At 67.7% G+C, this 16,710-nt stretch carries 16 protein-coding genes; 7 read left to right on the top strand and 9 right to left on the bottom strand.

Annotation, left to right across the window (positions count from 1 at the left end):
- Positions 1-39 precede the first annotated feature (39 nt).
- The 3 genes from QN152_12430 to QN152_12420 are packed head-to-tail and all read left to right on the top strand — an operon-like array spanning position 40 to position 1,572.
- Entirely contained in the window at positions 40-630 is a 591-nt protein-coding gene (locus QN152_12430) for a hypothetical protein (GenBank protein MDR7540316.1), read from the top strand.
- Positions 631-673: 43 nt separating this feature from the next.
- Entirely contained in the window at positions 674-1,120 is a 447-nt protein-coding gene (locus tag QN152_12425) for a DUF86 domain-containing protein (protein MDR7540315.1), read from the top strand.
- Positions 1,117-1,572 (top strand): nucleotidyltransferase domain-containing protein, encoded by a 456-nt coding sequence (locus QN152_12420; GenBank protein ID MDR7540314.1) that lies wholly within the window; start codon positions 1,117-1,119, stop codon positions 1,570-1,572. Before QN152_12425 ends, QN152_12420 begins: the two co-directional genes overlap by 4 nt.
- A 108-nt stretch (positions 1,573-1,680) precedes the next feature.
- Here QN152_12420 and treS read toward each other — a convergent pair whose 3' ends face one another.
- Positions 1,681-3,324 carry a maltose alpha-D-glucosyltransferase gene (gene treS, locus QN152_12415; protein MDR7540313.1) on the bottom strand — a complete coding sequence of 548 codons (1,644 nt, stop codon included), beginning with the start codon at positions 3,322-3,324 and terminating at the stop codon, positions 1,681-1,683.
- Between the two features lie 132 nt (positions 3,325-3,456).
- Between treS and glgX the strand changes: the two genes are divergently transcribed.
- Positions 3,457-5,571: a glycogen debranching protein GlgX gene (gene glgX / locus QN152_12410; protein ID MDR7540312.1), complete on the top strand. Its 2,115-nt coding sequence runs from the start codon at positions 3,457-3,459 to the stop codon at positions 5,569-5,571.
- Between the two features lie 75 nt (positions 5,572-5,646).
- Here glgX and QN152_12405 read toward each other — a convergent pair whose 3' ends face one another.
- The 5 genes from QN152_12405 to QN152_12385 all read right to left on the bottom strand — a co-directional run bounded on the left by QN152_12405 (position 5,647) and on the right by QN152_12385 (position 11,484).
- Positions 5,647-5,937, bottom strand: coding sequence for a hypothetical protein (locus QN152_12405; protein MDR7540311.1), 291 nt, complete (start codon positions 5,935-5,937; stop codon positions 5,647-5,649).
- Between the two features lie 271 nt (positions 5,938-6,208).
- The gene (gene glgB / locus QN152_12400) at positions 6,209-8,116 is read right to left on the bottom strand and encodes a 1,4-alpha-glucan branching protein GlgB (GenBank protein ID MDR7540310.1); all 1,908 of its coding nucleotides are present in this window, start codon (positions 8,114-8,116) and stop codon (positions 6,209-6,211) included.
- Positions 8,117-8,127: 11 nt separating this feature from the next.
- On the bottom strand, positions 8,128-10,260 hold the full coding sequence (gene malQ, locus QN152_12395) for a 4-alpha-glucanotransferase (protein MDR7540309.1): 2,133 nt from the start codon (positions 10,258-10,260) through the stop codon (positions 8,128-8,130).
- Entirely contained in the window at positions 10,257-11,174 is a 918-nt protein-coding gene (locus QN152_12390; protein MDR7540308.1) for an NAD-dependent epimerase/dehydratase family protein, read from the bottom strand. Before QN152_12390 ends, malQ begins: the two co-directional genes overlap by 4 nt.
- Before the next feature lie 19 nt (positions 11,175-11,193).
- Entirely contained in the window at positions 11,194-11,484 is a 291-nt protein-coding gene (locus tag QN152_12385) for a hypothetical protein (GenBank protein MDR7540307.1), read from the bottom strand.
- A gap of 18 nt (positions 11,485-11,502) precedes the next feature.
- Between QN152_12385 and QN152_12380 the strand changes: the two genes are divergently transcribed.
- Both QN152_12380 and QN152_12375 read left to right on the top strand, forming a co-directional pair.
- A complete protein-coding gene (locus tag QN152_12380) occupies positions 11,503-12,555 on the top strand; it encodes a bifunctional phosphoglucose/phosphomannose isomerase (protein MDR7540306.1) in 1,053 nt (350 codons plus the stop codon).
- Between the two features lie 71 nt (positions 12,556-12,626).
- On the top strand, positions 12,627-13,727 hold the full coding sequence (locus QN152_12375) for an ABC transporter ATP-binding protein (protein MDR7540305.1): 1,101 nt from the start codon (positions 12,627-12,629) through the stop codon (positions 13,725-13,727).
- Positions 13,728-13,742: 15 nt separating this feature from the next.
- On the opposite strand, the gene QN152_12370 is transcribed toward QN152_12375, so the two are convergent.
- Together QN152_12370 and QN152_12365 are read right to left on the bottom strand one after the other, a co-directional pair.
- The gene (locus QN152_12370) at positions 13,743-14,045 is read right to left on the bottom strand and encodes a hypothetical protein (GenBank protein MDR7540304.1); all 303 of its coding nucleotides are present in this window, start codon (positions 14,043-14,045) and stop codon (positions 13,743-13,745) included.
- Positions 14,046-14,393: 348 nt separating this feature from the next.
- Positions 14,394-15,290 carry an SPFH domain-containing protein gene (locus QN152_12365; protein ID MDR7540303.1) on the bottom strand — a complete coding sequence of 299 codons (897 nt, stop codon included), beginning with the start codon at positions 15,288-15,290 and terminating at the stop codon, positions 14,394-14,396.
- Positions 15,291-15,388: 98 nt separating this feature from the next.
- On the opposite strand from QN152_12365, the gene QN152_12360 reads away from it, so the two are divergent.
- Positions 15,389-16,348, top strand: coding sequence for an ROK family glucokinase (locus QN152_12360; protein MDR7540302.1), 960 nt, complete (start codon positions 15,389-15,391; stop codon positions 16,346-16,348).
- A 78-nt stretch (positions 16,349-16,426) separates the two neighbouring features.
- Here QN152_12360 and QN152_12355 read toward each other — a convergent pair.
- Positions 16,427-16,710 (bottom strand): acetyl-CoA carboxylase biotin carboxylase subunit (locus QN152_12355; protein ID MDR7540301.1); only part of this gene is annotated, 284 nt, incomplete at its 5' end.

Genomic DNA, 16,710 nt, shown 5'->3' with positions numbered 1-16,710 from the left:
GGCGATCTGCCAGGGTTGGCGGGAAAGAGAGGAGGGTAAATGATGGAAACCGCTATCAGCATTCTCAAGGTCGTCCACATCGCTACCGCGATCTTAATGGCGTGGCCGTTCTATGCTCTCGTCGCGGTCAATCAACGCGCACGATTAGGGGCGCCTCTGGGTGACCGAGCAGACACCTACATGGAGAACGTTATTAAGAACCGTACCATCCCTTGTTATGTGTTCCAGGGAACCGCTCTGATGACAGGCCTGGCCCTGGTGCTGTTGAGGGGATTGGGGTTAGATACCCTCGTAACCAACCCAATCCTCGGGCTCAAATTCCTCCTCCTCTTGCTCATTGCTGGTTTGTTGACTTACGTCCATACAGGCTTACAGCCACGCATTGACACTCTGTTCGTTCAGGCCGGTGGCAATCCTGTACCACGGAAAATCTCCCAACAGATTGGTACTCTGCGTTTACATCGCAAACGCATTGCTTCAACATGCATGTTTGTCGTGTTGACAGTTGCAATGCTCGGAGTGCAAGTTTGGACTCCCTTCCCGCTGTGGCTAACCGTCCTCCTGGTTGTTGCCATTGGAGCGTTTACGTGGCGAGCCTACAGCAGCGTCACTCCATATGGATGGGTTTAGAACATCGCGCTCGTCCGCCTGGAGGAGGGAGTATAATTCTGGCGTGACTCCCGTCCCGGTCAACCTCGACCTCATCCGCAGCCGGGCGGCAGACATCCGCGTTGAGATGGAACGGCTGCGCGCCTACGCGTCCGGGCCAACGGATGCGTTTGCCGCCGATGCCGAGAAGGTCCGGGCCGCCCGGTACGGCCTGATCGTGGTAGTGGAGGCCGCAGCGGCCATCTGCACTCATCTCTGCGCGCGCCTGGGCCGGGCACCTGACAGCTACCCCGGGTGCTTTGCTGCGCTGGGGGAGCTCGGTATCCTCGATGCCGGGCTGGCAGAGAAGCTGAGCGCGCTGGCGCGGCTGCGCAACCTGCTGGTTCACGGCTACGGCCGCGTGGACGACCGGCGGCTGCACGGGCTGATGAGGACGGGGCTTGACGATCTGGAGGCGTTCCTCACCGCGGTGGGCGACTACGCGCGCCGGGAAAGTGGGGCGCAGGGATGATGCTCAGGCCGGGCGTCAGGGCGTTGCACACGCTTCGCGGGGAGGAGCGCGAGCAGTGCGTGCAGCGTCTGCGTGCCGCGCTGGAACGGGAAGCGGCAGTCCTCTTCGCCTACGTCTTTGGCTCGTTCACCGCAAAAGGGCCGTTTGAAGACATCGACGTGGCCGTCTTCATCGATCCTGGGCAGTACGATCAACTGGATCCGCTCTCCGCCCAGCTGGCCCTGGCTGCGCGACTGGAGAGCGCAGTCGGCCTGCCGGTGGAAGTGGTGTTCCTGAACGACGCGCCCCTTGGGCTTCGGGCCGCGGCCCTGCGCGGGAGGCTGCTGTACTCCCGCGATGACAAGTCGCGCACTGTCTTCCTGGAACAGACCGGCCTCGCGCGGATGGACCTGGCGTTCCTGTTTCGGGAGTCGCTCCGGGACCTCCTGCCGCAGCGGCCGCGCCATCCATAAGGCGGGAGGGTGGTGCTGCGCGCGGATGAGGGAGCTCCCGCTCATGGCTGAGCCGTGCACACCCCTCCGGAACCGGACGGTCTGGGCGAAGTATCTTACGACACTCTGCTAGGGGCGGTCTGCCCGCACCAGGCGGAACCAGTAGAAGCTGTGCGGCCCCAGAGTCAGGAAGTAGGGCAGGTCGCCAATGGGCGGGAAAGGGGTTTGCCCGAAGAGCTCCACCGGCACGTGGCCGCGGTAGCGGCGCAGGTCCAGCTCGCAGGGCTGAACGAACCGGGAGAGGTTGGCCACGCAGAGGATGGTCTCACTGGCGTCGCTGCGCAGGTAGGCGAAGATGCGCCGGTTCGCCGGCTCCAGGATCTCCAGCGCTCCCCGGCCGAACAGGGGGAAGCGCTTGCGGATGGCGATGAGCCGCTTCATCCAGTTGAGCAGGGAGGCGGGGCTGCGCTGCTGGGCGTCCACGTTCACCGCGGCATAGTGATACTGGGGGTTCTCGATGGGCGGGAGGTAGAGCCGCTCCGGGTCGGCCCGGGAGAAGCCGGCGTTGCGGTCGGCGGACCACTGCATGGGAGTGCGCACGCCGTTGCGGTCGCCCAGGTAGATGTTGTCGCCCATCCCGATCTCGTCGCCGTAGTAGATGATGGGCGTGCCGGGCAGGGAGAACAGCAGGCTGTTCATCAGCTCCATGCGGCGGCGACTGCCCTCCAGCAGGGGAGCCAGGCGTCGGCGGATGCCCAGGTTCAGTCGCATCTGCGGGTCCCGCGCGTACTCGTGGTACATGTAGTCCCGCTCCTCGTCGGTAACCATCTCCAGGGTCAGCTCGTCGTGGTTGCGCAGGAAGAGGGCCCACTGGCAGGCGGGCGGGATGGGCGGCGTGCGCCGCAGGATCTCCGCGATGGGCTGACGGTCCTCCTGGCGGATGGCCATGAACATGCGCGGCATCAGAGGGAAGTGGAAGGCCATGTGGAACTCGTCGCCCTCACCGAAGTAGGCCACCACATCCTCCGGCCACTGGTTGGCTTCCGCCAGCAGCATGCGCGTCCCCTCATAGCGCTGGTCGACGAAGCGGCGCAGGCGCTTCAGGAAGGCGTGGGTCTCCGGTAGGTTCTCGCAGTTCGTCCCCTCCCGCTCGTAGAGGTAGGGGACGGCGTCGCAGCGCAGGCCGTCCACGCCCCGGTCCAGCCAGAAGGCGATGACCTCCAGGATCTCCTCCTGCACCCGCGGGTTGTCGTAGTTCAGGTCGGGCTGGTGGCTGAAGAAGCGATGCCAGTAGTAGGCTTTGACCACCGGATCCCAGGTCCAGTTGGAGCGTTCCGTGTCCAGAAAGATGACCCGCGCCTGGGTATAGCGCTGGTCGGTGTCGCTCCAGACATAGTAGTCGCGGTAGGGCGACGCGGGATTGCGCCTCGCCTCCTGGAACCAGGAGTGCTGGTCGGAGGTGTGGTTGAGCACCAGCTCGGTGACCACCCGCATCCCCCGCGAGTGCGCTGACTCCAGGAAGGCCTGGAAGTCCTCAAGCGTTCCGTAGTCGGGGTGGATACCCCGGTAGTCGGCGATGTCGTAGCCGTCGTCCTTCAAGGGAGAAGGGTAGAAGGGTAGAAGCCACAGACAGGTCACGCCCAAGTCCTGCAGGTAGTCCAGCTTCTCCCGGAGGCCGCGGAAATCCCCCCGGCCGTCTCCGTTGCTGTCGTAGAAGGCCTTCACGTGCACCTGGTAGATGATGGCGTCTTTGTACCAGAGCGAATCGTCCATTAGCCCTTACCCGAGCCGCCTGACCCCTGGAAAGGAATCCTCGGGTCGGATCCGTGTCCAACTCCGCCACCAGGAGTGTCTGAACACCGTCCGCAGGTGCGCTTACAGCGTCCCTATACTAGAATACCCACGATGACGGAAGTGTGGCCCGGACGGCCGTACCCGCTGGGCGCCACCTGGGACGGCCTGGGTGTCAACTTCGCCCTCTACAGCGAGCACGGCGAGCGGGTGGAGCTGGTCCTGTTCGACCACCCCGACGACCCTCAGGGTCGTGCGCTACCCCTTCCCGAGCGGACGGGTCCGGTCTGGCACGGCTATCTTCCCCACCTGCGTCCGGGTCAGCTCTACGGCTACCGGGTTTGGGGTCCCTACTGGCCTCAGGCCGGACACCGCTTCAACCCCCGCAAGCTCCTCCTGGACCCCTACGCCAAGGCCGTCGGCCGGCCCCTGCGCTGGCACGACAGCCTCTTTGGCTACCGCCTGGGCGACCCCCGGGCAGACCTGGTGGCCAGCGAGGAGGACAGCGCCTCCTGGGCCCCCCTGGGAGCGGTGGTCGAGGACGCCTTCGAGTGGGGGGACGACCGGCCTCCCCGCATCCCCTGGGAGGAGACCATTATCTACGAGACGCACGTCAAGGGTATCAGCAAGCTTCACCCGGAGGTCCCCCAGGAGCTGCGCGGAACTTACCTCGGCCTGGCTTCCGATCCCATCCTGGATCACCTGAAGTGCCTGGGTGTTACCACCATAGAACTCATGCCAGTCCAGGCCTTTGTCAACGACCGCCACCTGGTGGACCAGGGGCTGTCCAACTACTGGGGGTACAATCCCCTGGCCTACTTCGCGCCCGAGCCCACCTATGCTGCCTGGGGGCCGACCGGCGCCGTGCGGGAGTTCAAGATGATGGTCCGCGCCCTGCATGCCCGTGGCCTGGAGGTCCTCATCGACGTGGTTTACAACCACACCGGGGAAGGGAATCACCTGGGTCCCACCCTCTCCTTCCGGGGTATTGACAACTACGCCTATTACAAGCTGGCCGAGGACCCTCGCTACTACGCCGACTACACCGGTACCGGCAACACCCTGAACCCGGGGAACCCCTATGTCCTTCAGTTGATCACCGACAGCCTGCGCTACTGGGTGGAGCAGATGCACGTGGATGGATTCCGCTTCGATCTGGCCGCGGCCCTGGCGCGGGAATTCTACGACGTCAACATGCTGGCGGCGTTCTTCAAGGTGATCCAGCAGGACCCGGTTCTGGCCAGGGTCAAGCTCATCGCCGAGCCCTGGGACGTGGGAGAGGGGGGCTACCAGGTGGGGAACTTCCCCTGGCTGTGGGCTGAGTGGAACGGTCGGTACCGGGACGCCGTCCGCCGGTTCTGGCGAGGCGACCCTGGGACGCTGGGGGAGTTCGCCGTCCGCGTCGCTGGCAGCAGCGACCTCTATGCTCGCAGCGGCCGACGCCCTTACGCGTCGGTCAACTTCGTCACCGCTCATGACGGGTTCACCCTGGAAGACCTGGTCAGCTATGAGCGCAAGCACAACGAAGCCAACAGAGAGGGCAATCGGGACGGTGCTGAGGAGAACTACAGCACCAACTGCGGCGTGGAGGGCCCCAGCGACGATCCCCGGGTGCTGGCCTGCCGGGAAGAGACGAAACGCTGCCTGATCAGCACCCTGCTCCTCTCCCAGGGCGTGCCCATGTTGCTAGGCGGTGACGAGCTCTCCCGCACCCAGCAGGGCAACAACAACGCCTACTGCCAGGACAACGAGCTGAGCTGGTACCACTGGGACCTGGACGAGCGGAGGCAACGCTTCCTGGAGTTCGTCCGCCGGGTCATCGCCTTCCGCCGCAGCCACCCCACCTTCCGCCGGCGCCACTTCCTCAGCGGCCAGCCCCACCCCGGCGGAGATAGAGATGTGCTGTGGGTACACCCGGAGGGACGGGAGATGACAGCACAGGACTGGAAGACCTCCCAGCCGCAGGCGCTGGGGATGCTGCTCAACGGGCGCATGATCCGCGAAGTGGATGACCGGGGCAGGACGCTTGGCGACGACACCCTGCTGGTGATCTTCAACACCGAGGGAGTCCGGCGCTTCACCCTCCCGCAGCCCCCTCAGGGGCGAGGTTGGGAGCTGGTCCTGCCCCTGGATACAGCTCGCGGCCGGCAGACACCGCTGTCCCCGGGCAGCTCCCTGCTGCTCCAGTCTCGCCAGGTCAGGGTGCTGCGGGAGAGCCCATCAGGCTGAGTACCCTATCCCGGAACTCCGGCATAGGCCGGCCCGGGATCCCCCGAAATTGGCGTCAGCGAATTGCCAGGGTGGTTAGCGCACCAGGCGGACGGAGTACCAGCCTCCCCACTCACAGGGTATCCGCCCGTCGTCTTCAGGGTCGTTGCAGGGAAAGCCGTCGGCGATGAACAGATAGGGGTACTTGCCCTGTGGCAGGGTCAGGGTGATAGACCACCAGCCGTCGTCCTGGCGCGTCAACCGGTGTGTGGAGGGGTCCCAGTCGTTGAAAGGCCCGACAACGGCCACCCAGCGCGCCCCGGGGACGCGGCGGCCGTCCAGTCTGAACTTCACCTCTCGCAGGGAGGGGGCTGTCGTCGCCGTCATCTGCATCGCCCTCCTGGCGCGGACTCCAAAAAGCGAAAACCGTACGATCTTGAGAGGTGGAGGTTGCTGGCTCCTTTGCAGCGGGGCTATGACGCGTGTTCAGCAGGAATCCGCATCGACTTCGCAGGGAACCTCCAACAAGAATCTTAGCCAATGTGTGCAACCCGACCGAAAAGCCCTGTGGGCTGAGGGCGGTCTCTATCTGCGGACCGCGGGGCACCGTAGGGAAGCTCGCGCGCCCCTCCGAAACCAGACCCGAGCAGGCGAGGGCTTACGTTTTCGACCTGAGGAAGACTACGGCCAGCGGCGGCAGGGTCAGGCCAAGCGAGAAGGGGCGGCCGTGAAAGGGGATGGGATCGGCCTGTACCCCGCCCAGGTTGCCCAGTCCACTGCCGCCGTAGACGGCGGCGTCGCTGTTCAGGATCTCCTCCCACCAGCCCCCGGAGGGGACTCCCACCCGGTAGCCGTGACGGGGCACCGGGGTGAAGTTGGCCACGACCAGGATGGCTTCCGCCGCGGAGCAGCCCCGGCGCAGAAAGCTCAGCACACTGTGCTCGCTGTCGCTGGCGTCCACCCACTCGAAGCCGGAGGGGTCGAAGTCCAGCTCATGCAGGGCCGGGGTGCGCCGGTAGAGTCTGTTCAGGTCCTCCACCCACCGCTGCAGGCCGGCGTGTCGCGGGTCGGCCAGCAGGTGCCAGTCCAGGCTCTCCTGGTGCGCCCACTCCCGCTGCTGCCCAAACTCCCCACCCATGAAGAGCAGCTTCTTCCCGGGCTGGGCGTACATGTAGCCCAACAGCAGCCGCAGATTGGCGGCCCGCTGCCAGGGGTCCCCTGGCATCTTGGCCCACAGGGAGCCCTTGCCGTGCACCACCTCGTCGTGGGAAAGCGGCAGGACGAAGTTCTCGCTGAAGGCGTACAGCATGCGGAAGGTGAGCTGGTTGTGGTGGTACTTGCGGTGAATGGGATCGCGGCGCATGTATTCCAGGGTGTCGTGCATCCAGCCCATGTCCCACTTCATGCCGAACCCCAGCCCGCCCAGGTAGGTGGGGCGGGAGACCATGGGCCAGGCCGTGGACTCCTCGGCGATGGTCTGCACCCCCGGGATCTGCCCGTAGACCACCTCGTTCAGGCGGCGGAGGAAGGCGATGGCCTCCAGGTTCTCCCTTCCGCCGTAGATATTGGGGATCCACTCCCCCTCCTTGCGGGAGTAGTCCAGGTAGAGCATGGAAGCCACCGCGTCCACGCGCAGGCCGTCGGCGTGGTAGCGATCCAGCCAGAAGCGGGCGCTGGACAGGAGGAAGCTGCGCACCTCGTGCCGGTCGTAGTTGAAGATGTAGCTGTTCCAGTCAGGGTGGAGGCCCCGCCTGGGGTCGGCGTGCTCGTAGAGGTGCGTCCCGTCGAAGAACCCCAGGCCGTGCTCGTCGGTGGGAAAGTGGGAGGGGACCCAGTCCAGGATCACCCCGATTCCCTCCTGGTGGAGGAAGTCGATCAGGAACATGAGGTCCTGGGGCGTGCCGTAGCGGGCGGTCGGCGCGAAGTAACCGGTGACCTGGTAGCCCCAAGAGCCGTAGAAGGGGTGCTCCATCACCGGCAGGAACTCCACGTGGGTGAACCCCATCCGCTGGACATACTCCGCCAGACGGGGGGCCAGCTCCCGGTAGGTGAGCCAGCGATGGCCCTCCTGCGGGTCGCGCATCCAGGAGCCCAGGTGCACTTCGTAGATGGCCATGGGGGCGGAGAGGCTGTTGCGTTGAGCCCGCTGCGCCATCCACTCTGTGTCGCCCCATGCATAGACCGGGTCCCAGACCAGCGAGGCGGTGCGGGGCGGCGGCTCTGCGGCGAAGGCCAGGGGGTCGGCCTTATCCACCCGGTAGTCGCCATGACGTGAGACGATGTGGTACTTGTAGCGGGTCCCCGCTCTCACCCCCGGGAGGAACCCCTCCCAGATGCCCGACTGTTCCCGCGGCCGGAGGGGGTGGGCCGCGGGGTCCCAGCGATTGAAGTCCCCGATCACTGACACCCAGCGGGCATTGGGCGCCCAGACGGCAAAGTAGGTCCCCGCCACCCCGTCGATGTCCAGGGGGTGGGCACCCAGCTTCTCGTAGAGGCGGTCGTGTGTCCCTTCGTTGAAGTAATGGAGGTCGTCCGCCGACAGGAGGGTGACCTCCGCTCGCTTCATTCTCTCCGCCCTCACGCCATGCCACCTCGGTCCCGATGCGCCCGCCGCAGGCGGTGCACCAGGCGGAGGGCAGAGGTCACCTGCCGCAGGCGGCGGAACTCCTCGAAGTAGTACCGGGCTTTCCGTCGCCAGTTGGGCCGTTCCGACCCGGTCCCGGGGACGTTCTGCGGCCGCCGTTCCAGCCAGAGGTCCTCCAGGTTCAGCACGACTATGCGGGCCGGGCCCGCTGCCAGGTAGGCCAGGAGGGCCCGGAGCACACCTGCCGCTCCCGCACTCCTTGCCTCCAGCCACCGCCTGGCGCGGAGGAATGTCACAATCGCCTGGCGCAGTCGCTGCCGCTCCCGTCGCTCCACCCGGGCGGCGGCGGCATCCAGCAGGCCGAGAGCCTGCCTCTCCCGGATGTCCAGCCCCTGCCAGAATGCGGCGAAGGGCGGCATGTCGTGCGTGTTCAGCTCCGCCAGGAAGTCCTCCGTGACCTTACCCAGAGGCCGCGCCGCATCTGGCCGGGCCTCGTACTGGACGACGTACATCCGCACCAGTCCGTGACGGTGCATCGCCCGGCGCACCTGCGGGGGAACGGTCCCCAGGTCCTCCCCCACGATGACGGCCCTGTGGCGGTGTGACTCCAGGGTCAAAATGGCATAGAGCTCCTCTGCCGGGTAAGTGACGTAGACACCCTGGCGCGCCTCCATGCCCTGGGGCACCCAGAATAGGCGGTGCAGGGCCATGATGTGGTCCAGCCGCAGGACGCCGGCGTGCTCCAGGTGGTGGCGGATCACCTGGATGAAGTACCTGTAACGCTGCGCCCGCAGTCGCTGGGGGTGGAGGGGCGGGAAGCCCCAGTCCTGCCCCCTGGTGAAGAAGGCGTCGGGCGGCGCGCCCCCGGAGACGCCCCGGGCGAAGACCTCCCGCTCTCGCCAGACGTCGTAGCCGTCCGGGTGTACGCCCAGGGGCAGGTCCAGGTACAGGCCGGACCCGCGCTGGCGGGCCTGCCCGGCCAGGGCCGAGAGCTGCTCGTGAGCCAGCCACTGCACATAGAGGTGGTAGCGCCGCGCGTCCTCGTCATAGTCTCCCTGCTGAATGTTCCCCTCGCGCGGGCGGGGTGGCCAGGCCGGCCAGGGGCGGCGCAGCCGTTCACCCACCGCCCGGAACCGGGCATAGTCCTCCAGATGGGGGCGGGCGCTGGCGAAGGCTAGGAGGGCCTCCCGCCGGGCCGAAGGCTCCCGGAAGACGGATCGGGTCAGCGCCTCCAGCACCGGCCGCTTCACCCGCATGGCGGCGCGGTAGTCCACCAGCGGCGCCTTCCGCAGGCGGGCCAGCTCCCTGCGGTGCGCCGCCGACCCCAGGAGCTCCTGCGCCTCCGGGCAGCCGGGCAGGTCGGGGCTGCGGGCAGGGTCCAGGTAGAGCTCATTCCAGAAGAGGCGGCTCGCCGGAACGTAGGGGCTGGGCTCGCAGGGTTCGTCCAGGAACGCCGCCAGCAAAGGCAGCGTGGCCACCACGCCCCCGCCCAGGCCACCCACCCAATCCAGCAGCGCCTCAAGGTCGGTGAAGTCCCCGGTGCCCCACGACCGGCGACTGCGAAGAGCGTATAGCGGGAGGAAGACACCCCAGGTGTGGGCCGCCGGCCCCTCCGGGGCAGGGAGGTACGCCTGGCGGGGCGCACAGATGAGCATCGTTTCCCATCTGCGCCTTCCGGCGCGGACCACCAGCTGGTGGTATCCCGGCGGCAGGCGGCCCGGCATTGGGAGGCGGAAGAGGAGGTAGCGTCTTTCCCCGATCTGCGCCTCGCCCCGGGGGCGGAGCCGGCCCGCAGAAGTGCGCCAGGTGATGGTTTTGCCGTCCTCAAGGTGCAGACGGCAGTCAAGAGGAGGGGAGTCGACCGCCGGGAGCCTCAGTTCCACGCCCCGTAGCCGGCCGTCCCAGGCCACCGCGACCGGCTCGCACCCTGCCTGCCGGTGCGCCTCCCGTACCGCCCGCAGGGCCTCCGGGACGTCACGCAGACCCTCAAGCGGTGCGCCCAGCGCGCGGAGCACCGCCAGCAGGCTCTCCACCGAAGCGCGCTGCCGCCGGCCGTACACGTCGAAGTAGACGGTCTGGACGCCGTAGAGCGCGGCCAGGCTGCGCAGCATGGCCTCCTGGGTCACTCCTGCAGCCCCCGGCTCCTGAACCACTCCACCGTGCGGCGCAGTCCCTCCTCCAGGACAACCTGCGGTCGCCATCCCAGGGTGCGTCCCGCCAGGGTGACGTCAAGGGCGATCCGGTAGACGTCGCCTTCCCGGGGCGGTCCGTGCTGCGGCGCCGCCCAATAGCCGATTGCCGCCGCCAGCAGCCGGTGGACGTCCTTGACCGTCGTCTCCACCCCCGTGGCGATGTGCACCACGCCGCAGTCTTGAGAAGTAGTGGCCAGAAGGTTGGCCCGCACCACGTCCTCTACGTAGACGAAGTCTCGGGTCTGCGTGCCGTCGCCGAAGATGACCGGGGTCTGGCCCCGCAGCATGGCCGCCGCGAAGATGGCCACCACACCAGCTTCGCCCAGCGGGTCCTGGCGCGGCCCGAAGACGTTGGAATAGCGGAGGATGAAGTAGGGCAGGCCGTGCAGCCGGTGGTAGAGGCGCACGTAGACCTCTCCCGCGTACTTGGAGGCCCCATAGGGACTGAGCGGTCGCACGGGGTGGTCCTCGCGTACGGGGATGGTCTCCGGCTCGCCGTAAAGCGCCCCGCCGGTGGAGGCGTAGATGACCCTGCGCACGCCGGATCGCGCCGCCTGGTCCAGCACGTTGAGCGTCCCCAGCACGTTGACCCGTGCGTCCTCCAGGGGTTGCCGCACGGAGAGGCTGACCGAAGCCAGGGCGGCATGGTGGTTGACGACCTCCGGACGCTCCCGGGCGAAGACGTCCGCCAGTTCCGGGGAGGCGACATCCACCTGGTAGAGCCTCGCCCGGGGGTGGACGTAATCCGCCCTCCCCGTGCGCAGGGTGTCTACCACCACCACGTCGTGGCCCGCCGCCACGTAGGCGTCCACCACATGCGACCCGATGAAGCCGGCTCCCCCGGTCACCAGGAGCCTCACGGTCGGGTCAGCGCCTGGCCGCGCGCCACCGCGGCTCCCGCTGGAAGCGGTCCAGCGCGCGGACGGCCGCCTCTGCCTCCTCCAGGGAAAGGGTCCCCACCAGCCACTTGATCTGCCGCAGTACCTCCCCCGCCGCCAGCTCCCGCACGGGGTCCCGCGGACCGGGCAGCCGTTCCCGCCGCGCGGACTCGATGACGCGCAGCAGCTCCCGTTGCTGGCGCAGCGGCAGCGCCGCGACCTGGCGGCGGATGCGCTCACGCACCTCCAGGAGGCGGCGGAGGTTCTTCCCGCTCAGCATGGCCTTATAATACCTTTCGTGCACCCTCTCGACGATCCGCAGATCTACCGCCGCCTTGATCCCCAGGGGATGATCGACCTCGTGGCCCGGTTCCCCGCCATGGGGACCGAAGCCTGGGAGGCGGGCCTGCGGCTGCAGCTGCCGCCAGGCCCGCACACCACCGTCGTGATCCTGGGGATGGGTGGTTCCGGGGTCGGCGGTGACCTCCTGGCGGCCCTGCTGCGGCCGGCTTTCCCTCTGCCGGTAGTGGTGGTCAAGGACAGCCGTGTGCCCGGATTCGTCGGGCCGCAGACGCTGGTCTTCGCCTGCTCCTACTCTGGCGACACCGAGGAGACCATCAGCGCCTACACCGCGGCCAGGCAGGCCGGGGCTCCCGCCATCGTCATCACCAGTGGCGGCACCCTGGAGGGTTTAGCCGCAGCGCACGGTGATGCGGTGGTCCCGGTGCCACGGGGCATCCCGCCTCGGGCAGCACTGCCGTACCTCTTCCTGCCCATGGTGGGCGCGCTGCGCTACCTCCTCCCCCGGGCGGACTTGCCCGGGGAGTGGGCGGAGGCGCATGCCGTCCTGGAGGAGCTTGCGGGAGAACTGGGCCGGGATGTTCCCACCGACCGCAACCCGGCCAAACAGCTGGCGCAGCGGCTGGTCGGTCACCTGCCGGCGGTCTACGCCGCGACCTCCGACCTGGGCGCCGTCGCCTACCGGTGGAAGAGCCAGCTCGGCGAAAACGGGAAGGTCCTGGCCCTGTGGCACACCTTCTCCGAGCTAAACCACAACGAGACGGTGGGCTGGGAGGACCAGACCCTGGCCGGGCGGGTGGCCGTGGTCCTGCTGCGGGAGCCGGAGGAGGAACCGGAGGTGACCCGCCGCATCGCGGCCACCCGGGAGGTGTCCTTCCGTAACGCCGCCTCGGTGAGCGAGGTCACCGCCCGGGGAAGGGGGCGCCTGGCCCGCCTGCTGTCGCTGGTGTTGTTCGGCGACTTCGTCAGCGTCTACCTGGCCCTGCTGCGAGGGGTCGATCCCACCCCCGTCCCGCCCATTGATGCGATCAAACGGCGGTTGCGCGGCTGAGGCGCTCCCGTGCTTTAATAGGAGGGGGGTGGAGCAAGCCCTGGATCAAGACGGATAAGGTGGGAGGCGGCGTGGCCAAGGTTCAGCTGGAGCACCTGACCAAGAAGTTCGGCGCCGTAGTCGCGGTGAACGACATGACCCTGGATATCCCCGACAAGCAGTTCACCGTGCTGGTGGGACCCTCGGGGTGCGGCAAGACCACCTGTCTTCGCCTGATCGCCGGCCTGGAGGAGGCCACCGCTGGCAATATTTACATCGCGGACCGCCTGGTGAACGACGTGCCGCCGAAAGACCGGGACATCGCCATGGTCTTTCAGAACTACGCTCTCTACCCACACATGTCTGTCTACGACAACATGGCCTTCGGCCTGCGTCTGCGCAAGTACCCCCGGGCGGAGATCGACCGGCGTGTACGCGAGGCCGCGGCCATGCTGGGAATCGAGGGGTTGCTCAACCGCAAGCCCAAGCAGCTCTCGGGTGGCCAGCGGCAGCGCGTGGCCCTGGGGCGGGCCATCGTCCGCGAGCCCCTGGTCTTTCTCATGGACGAGCCGCTGTCCAACCTGGACGCCAAGCTGCGCGTGGAGACCCGCGCCGAGATCAAGAAGCTGCACGCGCGCCTGCAAACCACCACCATCTACGTCACCCACGACCAGGTAGAAGCCATGACCATGGGCGACCGCATCGTGGTCATGCACGACGGGGTCATCCAGCAGGTGGACACCCCGCTCAATCTCTACGAGAAGCCGGCCAACCTCTTCGTCGCCGGCTTCATCGGCAGTCCGGCCATGAACTTCCTGCGCAGCCGGCTGGTGGAGCGCAACGGTCGCATGGAGGTGGATGCCGGCCCCTTCCGCCTCCCCATTCCCGAGGACCTGGTGCCTGTCGCCCGGCCGTACTCCGGGCGGGAGGTCATCTTCGGCATCCGCCCGGAGGACATCCAGGACCGGGCACTGTGGCGGGACGCGCCGCAGGAGTGGACGGTGCGGGCGACGGTGGACGTGCACGAGCCCATCGGCTCCGACATCATCCTCTACCTGACCACCGGGGACCAGTCCGTGGTGGCACGGGTGGACGCCAAGAGCGAGGCACGGATGGGTCTGCCGGTGGAGGTGGTTTTCAACATGCGCAAGCTCCACCTCTTCGACCCGGACACGGCACAGGCCATTATCTAGGGATTCCGTCCGAAGCTAAGGGAAGAAGAGGCGGACGAGCACTGGGGTCAGGATAGCCAGGAAGACTCCCGCAACCAGCCAGTCCAGCCGACCGTTAACCCGCCGGATGTCCTGGCGCAATTCTCCAATCTCTGCCCGCACCTCAGTTCGCAGCGTGGCCGCCTCGGCACGGGATTCCCCGCGGATCCCCGCCACTTCGGTCCGCAGAGCCACCACCTCCACCCGAAGGTCGTCCAGCCTTTTCCCCAGTTGCTCGTACCCACCCTCAAGCCGGGCCATCCAGATTTCCAGAGCTTCGGTCGCCATCGCCGCCCCCATGATAACACTCCCTCATTTTCCCGAGCGGCTGTAACAGCGGTTTTTTCGCTATTACCGTAACGATAATATCCCCAGCGGAGGCTCATCGGGGAAGGGAGCCAGTCCGCCAAAGAGAGCCTGGCCCGTACCGGCTTTGACCTGATCCTGATCTCACTGCTGGTGTACTTCACCGATGGGGCGGAGAGAGTCTTCTACGTGGTCTACTTCGTTGTCCTGGTCTCCAACAGCATCCGCTACGGGATGGGCATGGTGGTTTTGTGGCCATCGTCTACAACCTGGTCTACTCCGGGATCCTGGCCGCCCGGCCACCGGCCCGCGACCTCACGGTGGAGGCGGGTTTGCCGCTGCCTACGGGCCGCTGTCTGGCTCCCTGCCCCCAAACGCGCGTCCGGCCATATCGCCCAGCGGCCCCAGGAGACGGGTGAACTCCAGGGGGAAGACGAACTTCGTGGCCGGGCTGGCTCCCAGCGCCTTCAGCGTCTCCAGGTACTGCAGGGCCATGGTCTTGCTGTCCACCTTCTGGGCCGCGCCGAAAATGGTCTCCAGGGCCAGGGCGAAGCCCTCGGCGCGCAGGATCGCCGCCTGCCGGTCGCCCTCGGCGCGCAGGATCGCCGCCTGCTTCTCACCCTCGGCCACCTTGATGGCCGCCTCGCGCTTCCCGTCGGCCTCAGTCACTACCGCGCGGCGGGTGCGCTCGGCGGACATCTGCCGGGTCATGGCCTCCTGCACCTCCCGCGGCGGCAGGATCTCCCGGATCTCCACCGTGGTCACCTTCACCCCCCAGCGCTCGGTGACCTCGTCCAGCTTGGCCCGCAGCACCTGGTTGATCTGCTCGCGCTGGGCCAGGACGTCGTCCAGGACGATGTCGCCGATGACGGCGCGCAGCGTGGTGGTGGCGATGCCGCGGGCCGCCCCGGCGAAGTCCTGCACCTGGATGACCGACATCTCCGGGTCGAACACCTTCCAGTAAATGAGGAAGTCGATGTTGATGGGGGCGTTGTCCTTGGTGATACACGTCTGGCTGGGTATCTCCAGGAAGGCCTCCCGCAGGTCCACCCAAACCGGGCGGTCCACCAGGGGGATGAGGAAGACCAGCCCCGGCCCCTTACGGCCGATGGAGCGGCCGAAGCGGAAGACGACCAGGCGCTGGTACTCCCGCACCACTTTGACCGCCATGGGGATGATGATGAACGCCACGATGGCGACGACGATCGGCCAGAAGAGCAGCCCGATTAGACCCGGCATGGGCACACCTCCGTGGGGATCCTCAGCATAGACTTCGAATAATCTTCCCTGGCTCCTCTTGGGGACAGCGCTTTGGGGGGCGCCGCAGGAGGTAGGGGATGGCCGGGCAGGCGGTGGTGGGGATCGACGTGGGCGGGACCAAGACCCTGCTGGCCCTGGTGGATCCACACGGGGGCGTGCAGGTGCGCCGCCGTATGGATACACCGCAGCGCGGGCCACAGGACTTCGTCCGGACCCTGGTGCGGGAGCTGTGGGCGCTGCTGCAGCAGGCCGGGCGGCGGCGGGAGGAGGTGCTGGGCCTGGGCGTGGGCGCTCCCGGGCCTCTGGATCCCCAAAGCGGCGTGGTCTTCGAGCCGCCGAACCTGGCGGGCTGGCGAGATGTGCCTCTGGCGGCCATGCTGCGGGAGGCCGCCGGCATCCCCACGTGGGTGGAGAACGATGCCAACGCCGCCGCCCTGGCCGAGGCCTGGGTGGGCGTGGGGGTGGGTGTGCGCGACCTGATCTACATCACCGTCAGCACCGGCATCGGCGGAGGCCTCATCCTCAACGGGGAGCTCTACCATGGCGTCTCCGGCACGGCCGGAGAGGTGGGGCACATGACGGTGGAACCGGAGGGGCCGCTGTGCGGCTGCGGCCGCCGCGGGCACCTGGAGGCGGTGGCCTCGGGCGGGGCCATCGCCCGTATGGCGCAGGAAGCGGTGCGGACGGGGCGGGAGACCCGGTTGCGCGCCCTCGCCCCGCAGGCCCTGACCGCGGAGGCCGTGGCGGAGGCCGCTGGCCGGGGGGACGAGGTGGCGCGGGAGGTCTACGCGCGTGCCGGCTCCTACATCGGCCTGGCGGTGGCCTCGCTGGTGAATGTGCTCAACCCGGCCATGGTGGTCTTCGGCGGCGGGGTGAGCAAGGCGGGCGACCTGCTGCTGGAGCCGGTGCGCCGGGTGGTCCGGGAGCGCGCCTTCCAGCGCCCGGCCGCGGCGGTTCGGATCGTCCCTGCGGCCCTGGGCGACGACGTGGGTGTCATCGGCGCCGCGGCGGTGGTCTACCGACGGGCGAGGGAGTGAACCGGCCGGGCCACGGGCCGCGGACAGCTCGCCTGGGCCCTCAAGGTCCTCTCGGGGAGGTCCACGCCGCGAAGTACGTTAGAGCGTGGCCAGGTCGATACGCCGCTGCACGAAGTTGGTGTAGACCTCGCCCCGGTGGAAGAAGGCGTTATCCAGCACCCGCAGGTGGAAGGGAATGGTGGTGGGCACCCCGCCGATCTCAAACTCGGCCAGGGCGCGGCGCATGCGGGCGATGGCCTCCTCCCGGGTCTGTCCCCAGGCCGTCACCTTGGCCACCAGGGAGTCGTAGTACGGGGGGATGGTGTAGCCGGCGAAGGCGTGGGTGTCCACCCGGACGCCCGGGCCGCCGGGGGGAAGGAACG

It is taken from the genome of Armatimonadota bacterium (genome assembly GCA_031459715.1).
Lineage (GTDB): Bacteria > Sysuimicrobiota > Sysuimicrobiia > Sysuimicrobiales > Humicultoraceae > Humicultor > Humicultor tengchongensis.
Note: the sequence above shows the minus strand (reverse complement) of the source record. Positions and strands in the feature narration are given on the sequence as shown.

Excerpts from the sequence above, each read along its gene's own strand:
- QN152_12430 (MDR7540316.1), top strand. The coding sequence starts at position 40 with ATGATGGAAACCGCTATCAGCATTCTCAAGGTCGTCCACATCGCTACC.
- QN152_12420 (MDR7540314.1), top strand. The coding sequence starts at position 1,117 with ATGATGCTCAGGCCGGGCGTCAGGGCGTTGCACACGCTTCGCGGGGAG.
- treS (MDR7540313.1), bottom strand. The coding sequence starts at position 3,324 with ATGGACGATTCGCTCTGGTACAAAGACGCCATCATCTACCAGGTGCAC.
- glgX (MDR7540312.1), top strand. The coding sequence starts at position 3,457 with ATGACGGAAGTGTGGCCCGGACGGCCGTACCCGCTGGGCGCCACCTGG.
- QN152_12405 (MDR7540311.1), bottom strand. The coding sequence starts at position 5,937 with ATGACGGCGACGACAGCCCCCTCCCTGCGAGAGGTGAAGTTCAGACTG.
- glgB (MDR7540310.1), bottom strand. The coding sequence starts at position 8,116 with ATGAAGCGAGCGGAGGTCACCCTCCTGTCGGCGGACGACCTCCATTAC.
- QN152_12385 (MDR7540307.1), bottom strand. The coding sequence starts at position 11,484 with ATGCTGAGCGGGAAGAACCTCCGCCGCCTCCTGGAGGTGCGTGAGCGC.
- QN152_12370 (MDR7540304.1), bottom strand. The coding sequence starts at position 14,045 with ATGGGGGCGGCGATGGCGACCGAAGCTCTGGAAATCTGGATGGCCCGG.
- QN152_12365 (MDR7540303.1), bottom strand. The coding sequence starts at position 15,290 with ATGCCGGGTCTAATCGGGCTGCTCTTCTGGCCGATCGTCGTCGCCATC.
- QN152_12360 (MDR7540302.1), top strand. The coding sequence starts at position 15,389 with ATGGCCGGGCAGGCGGTGGTGGGGATCGACGTGGGCGGGACCAAGACC.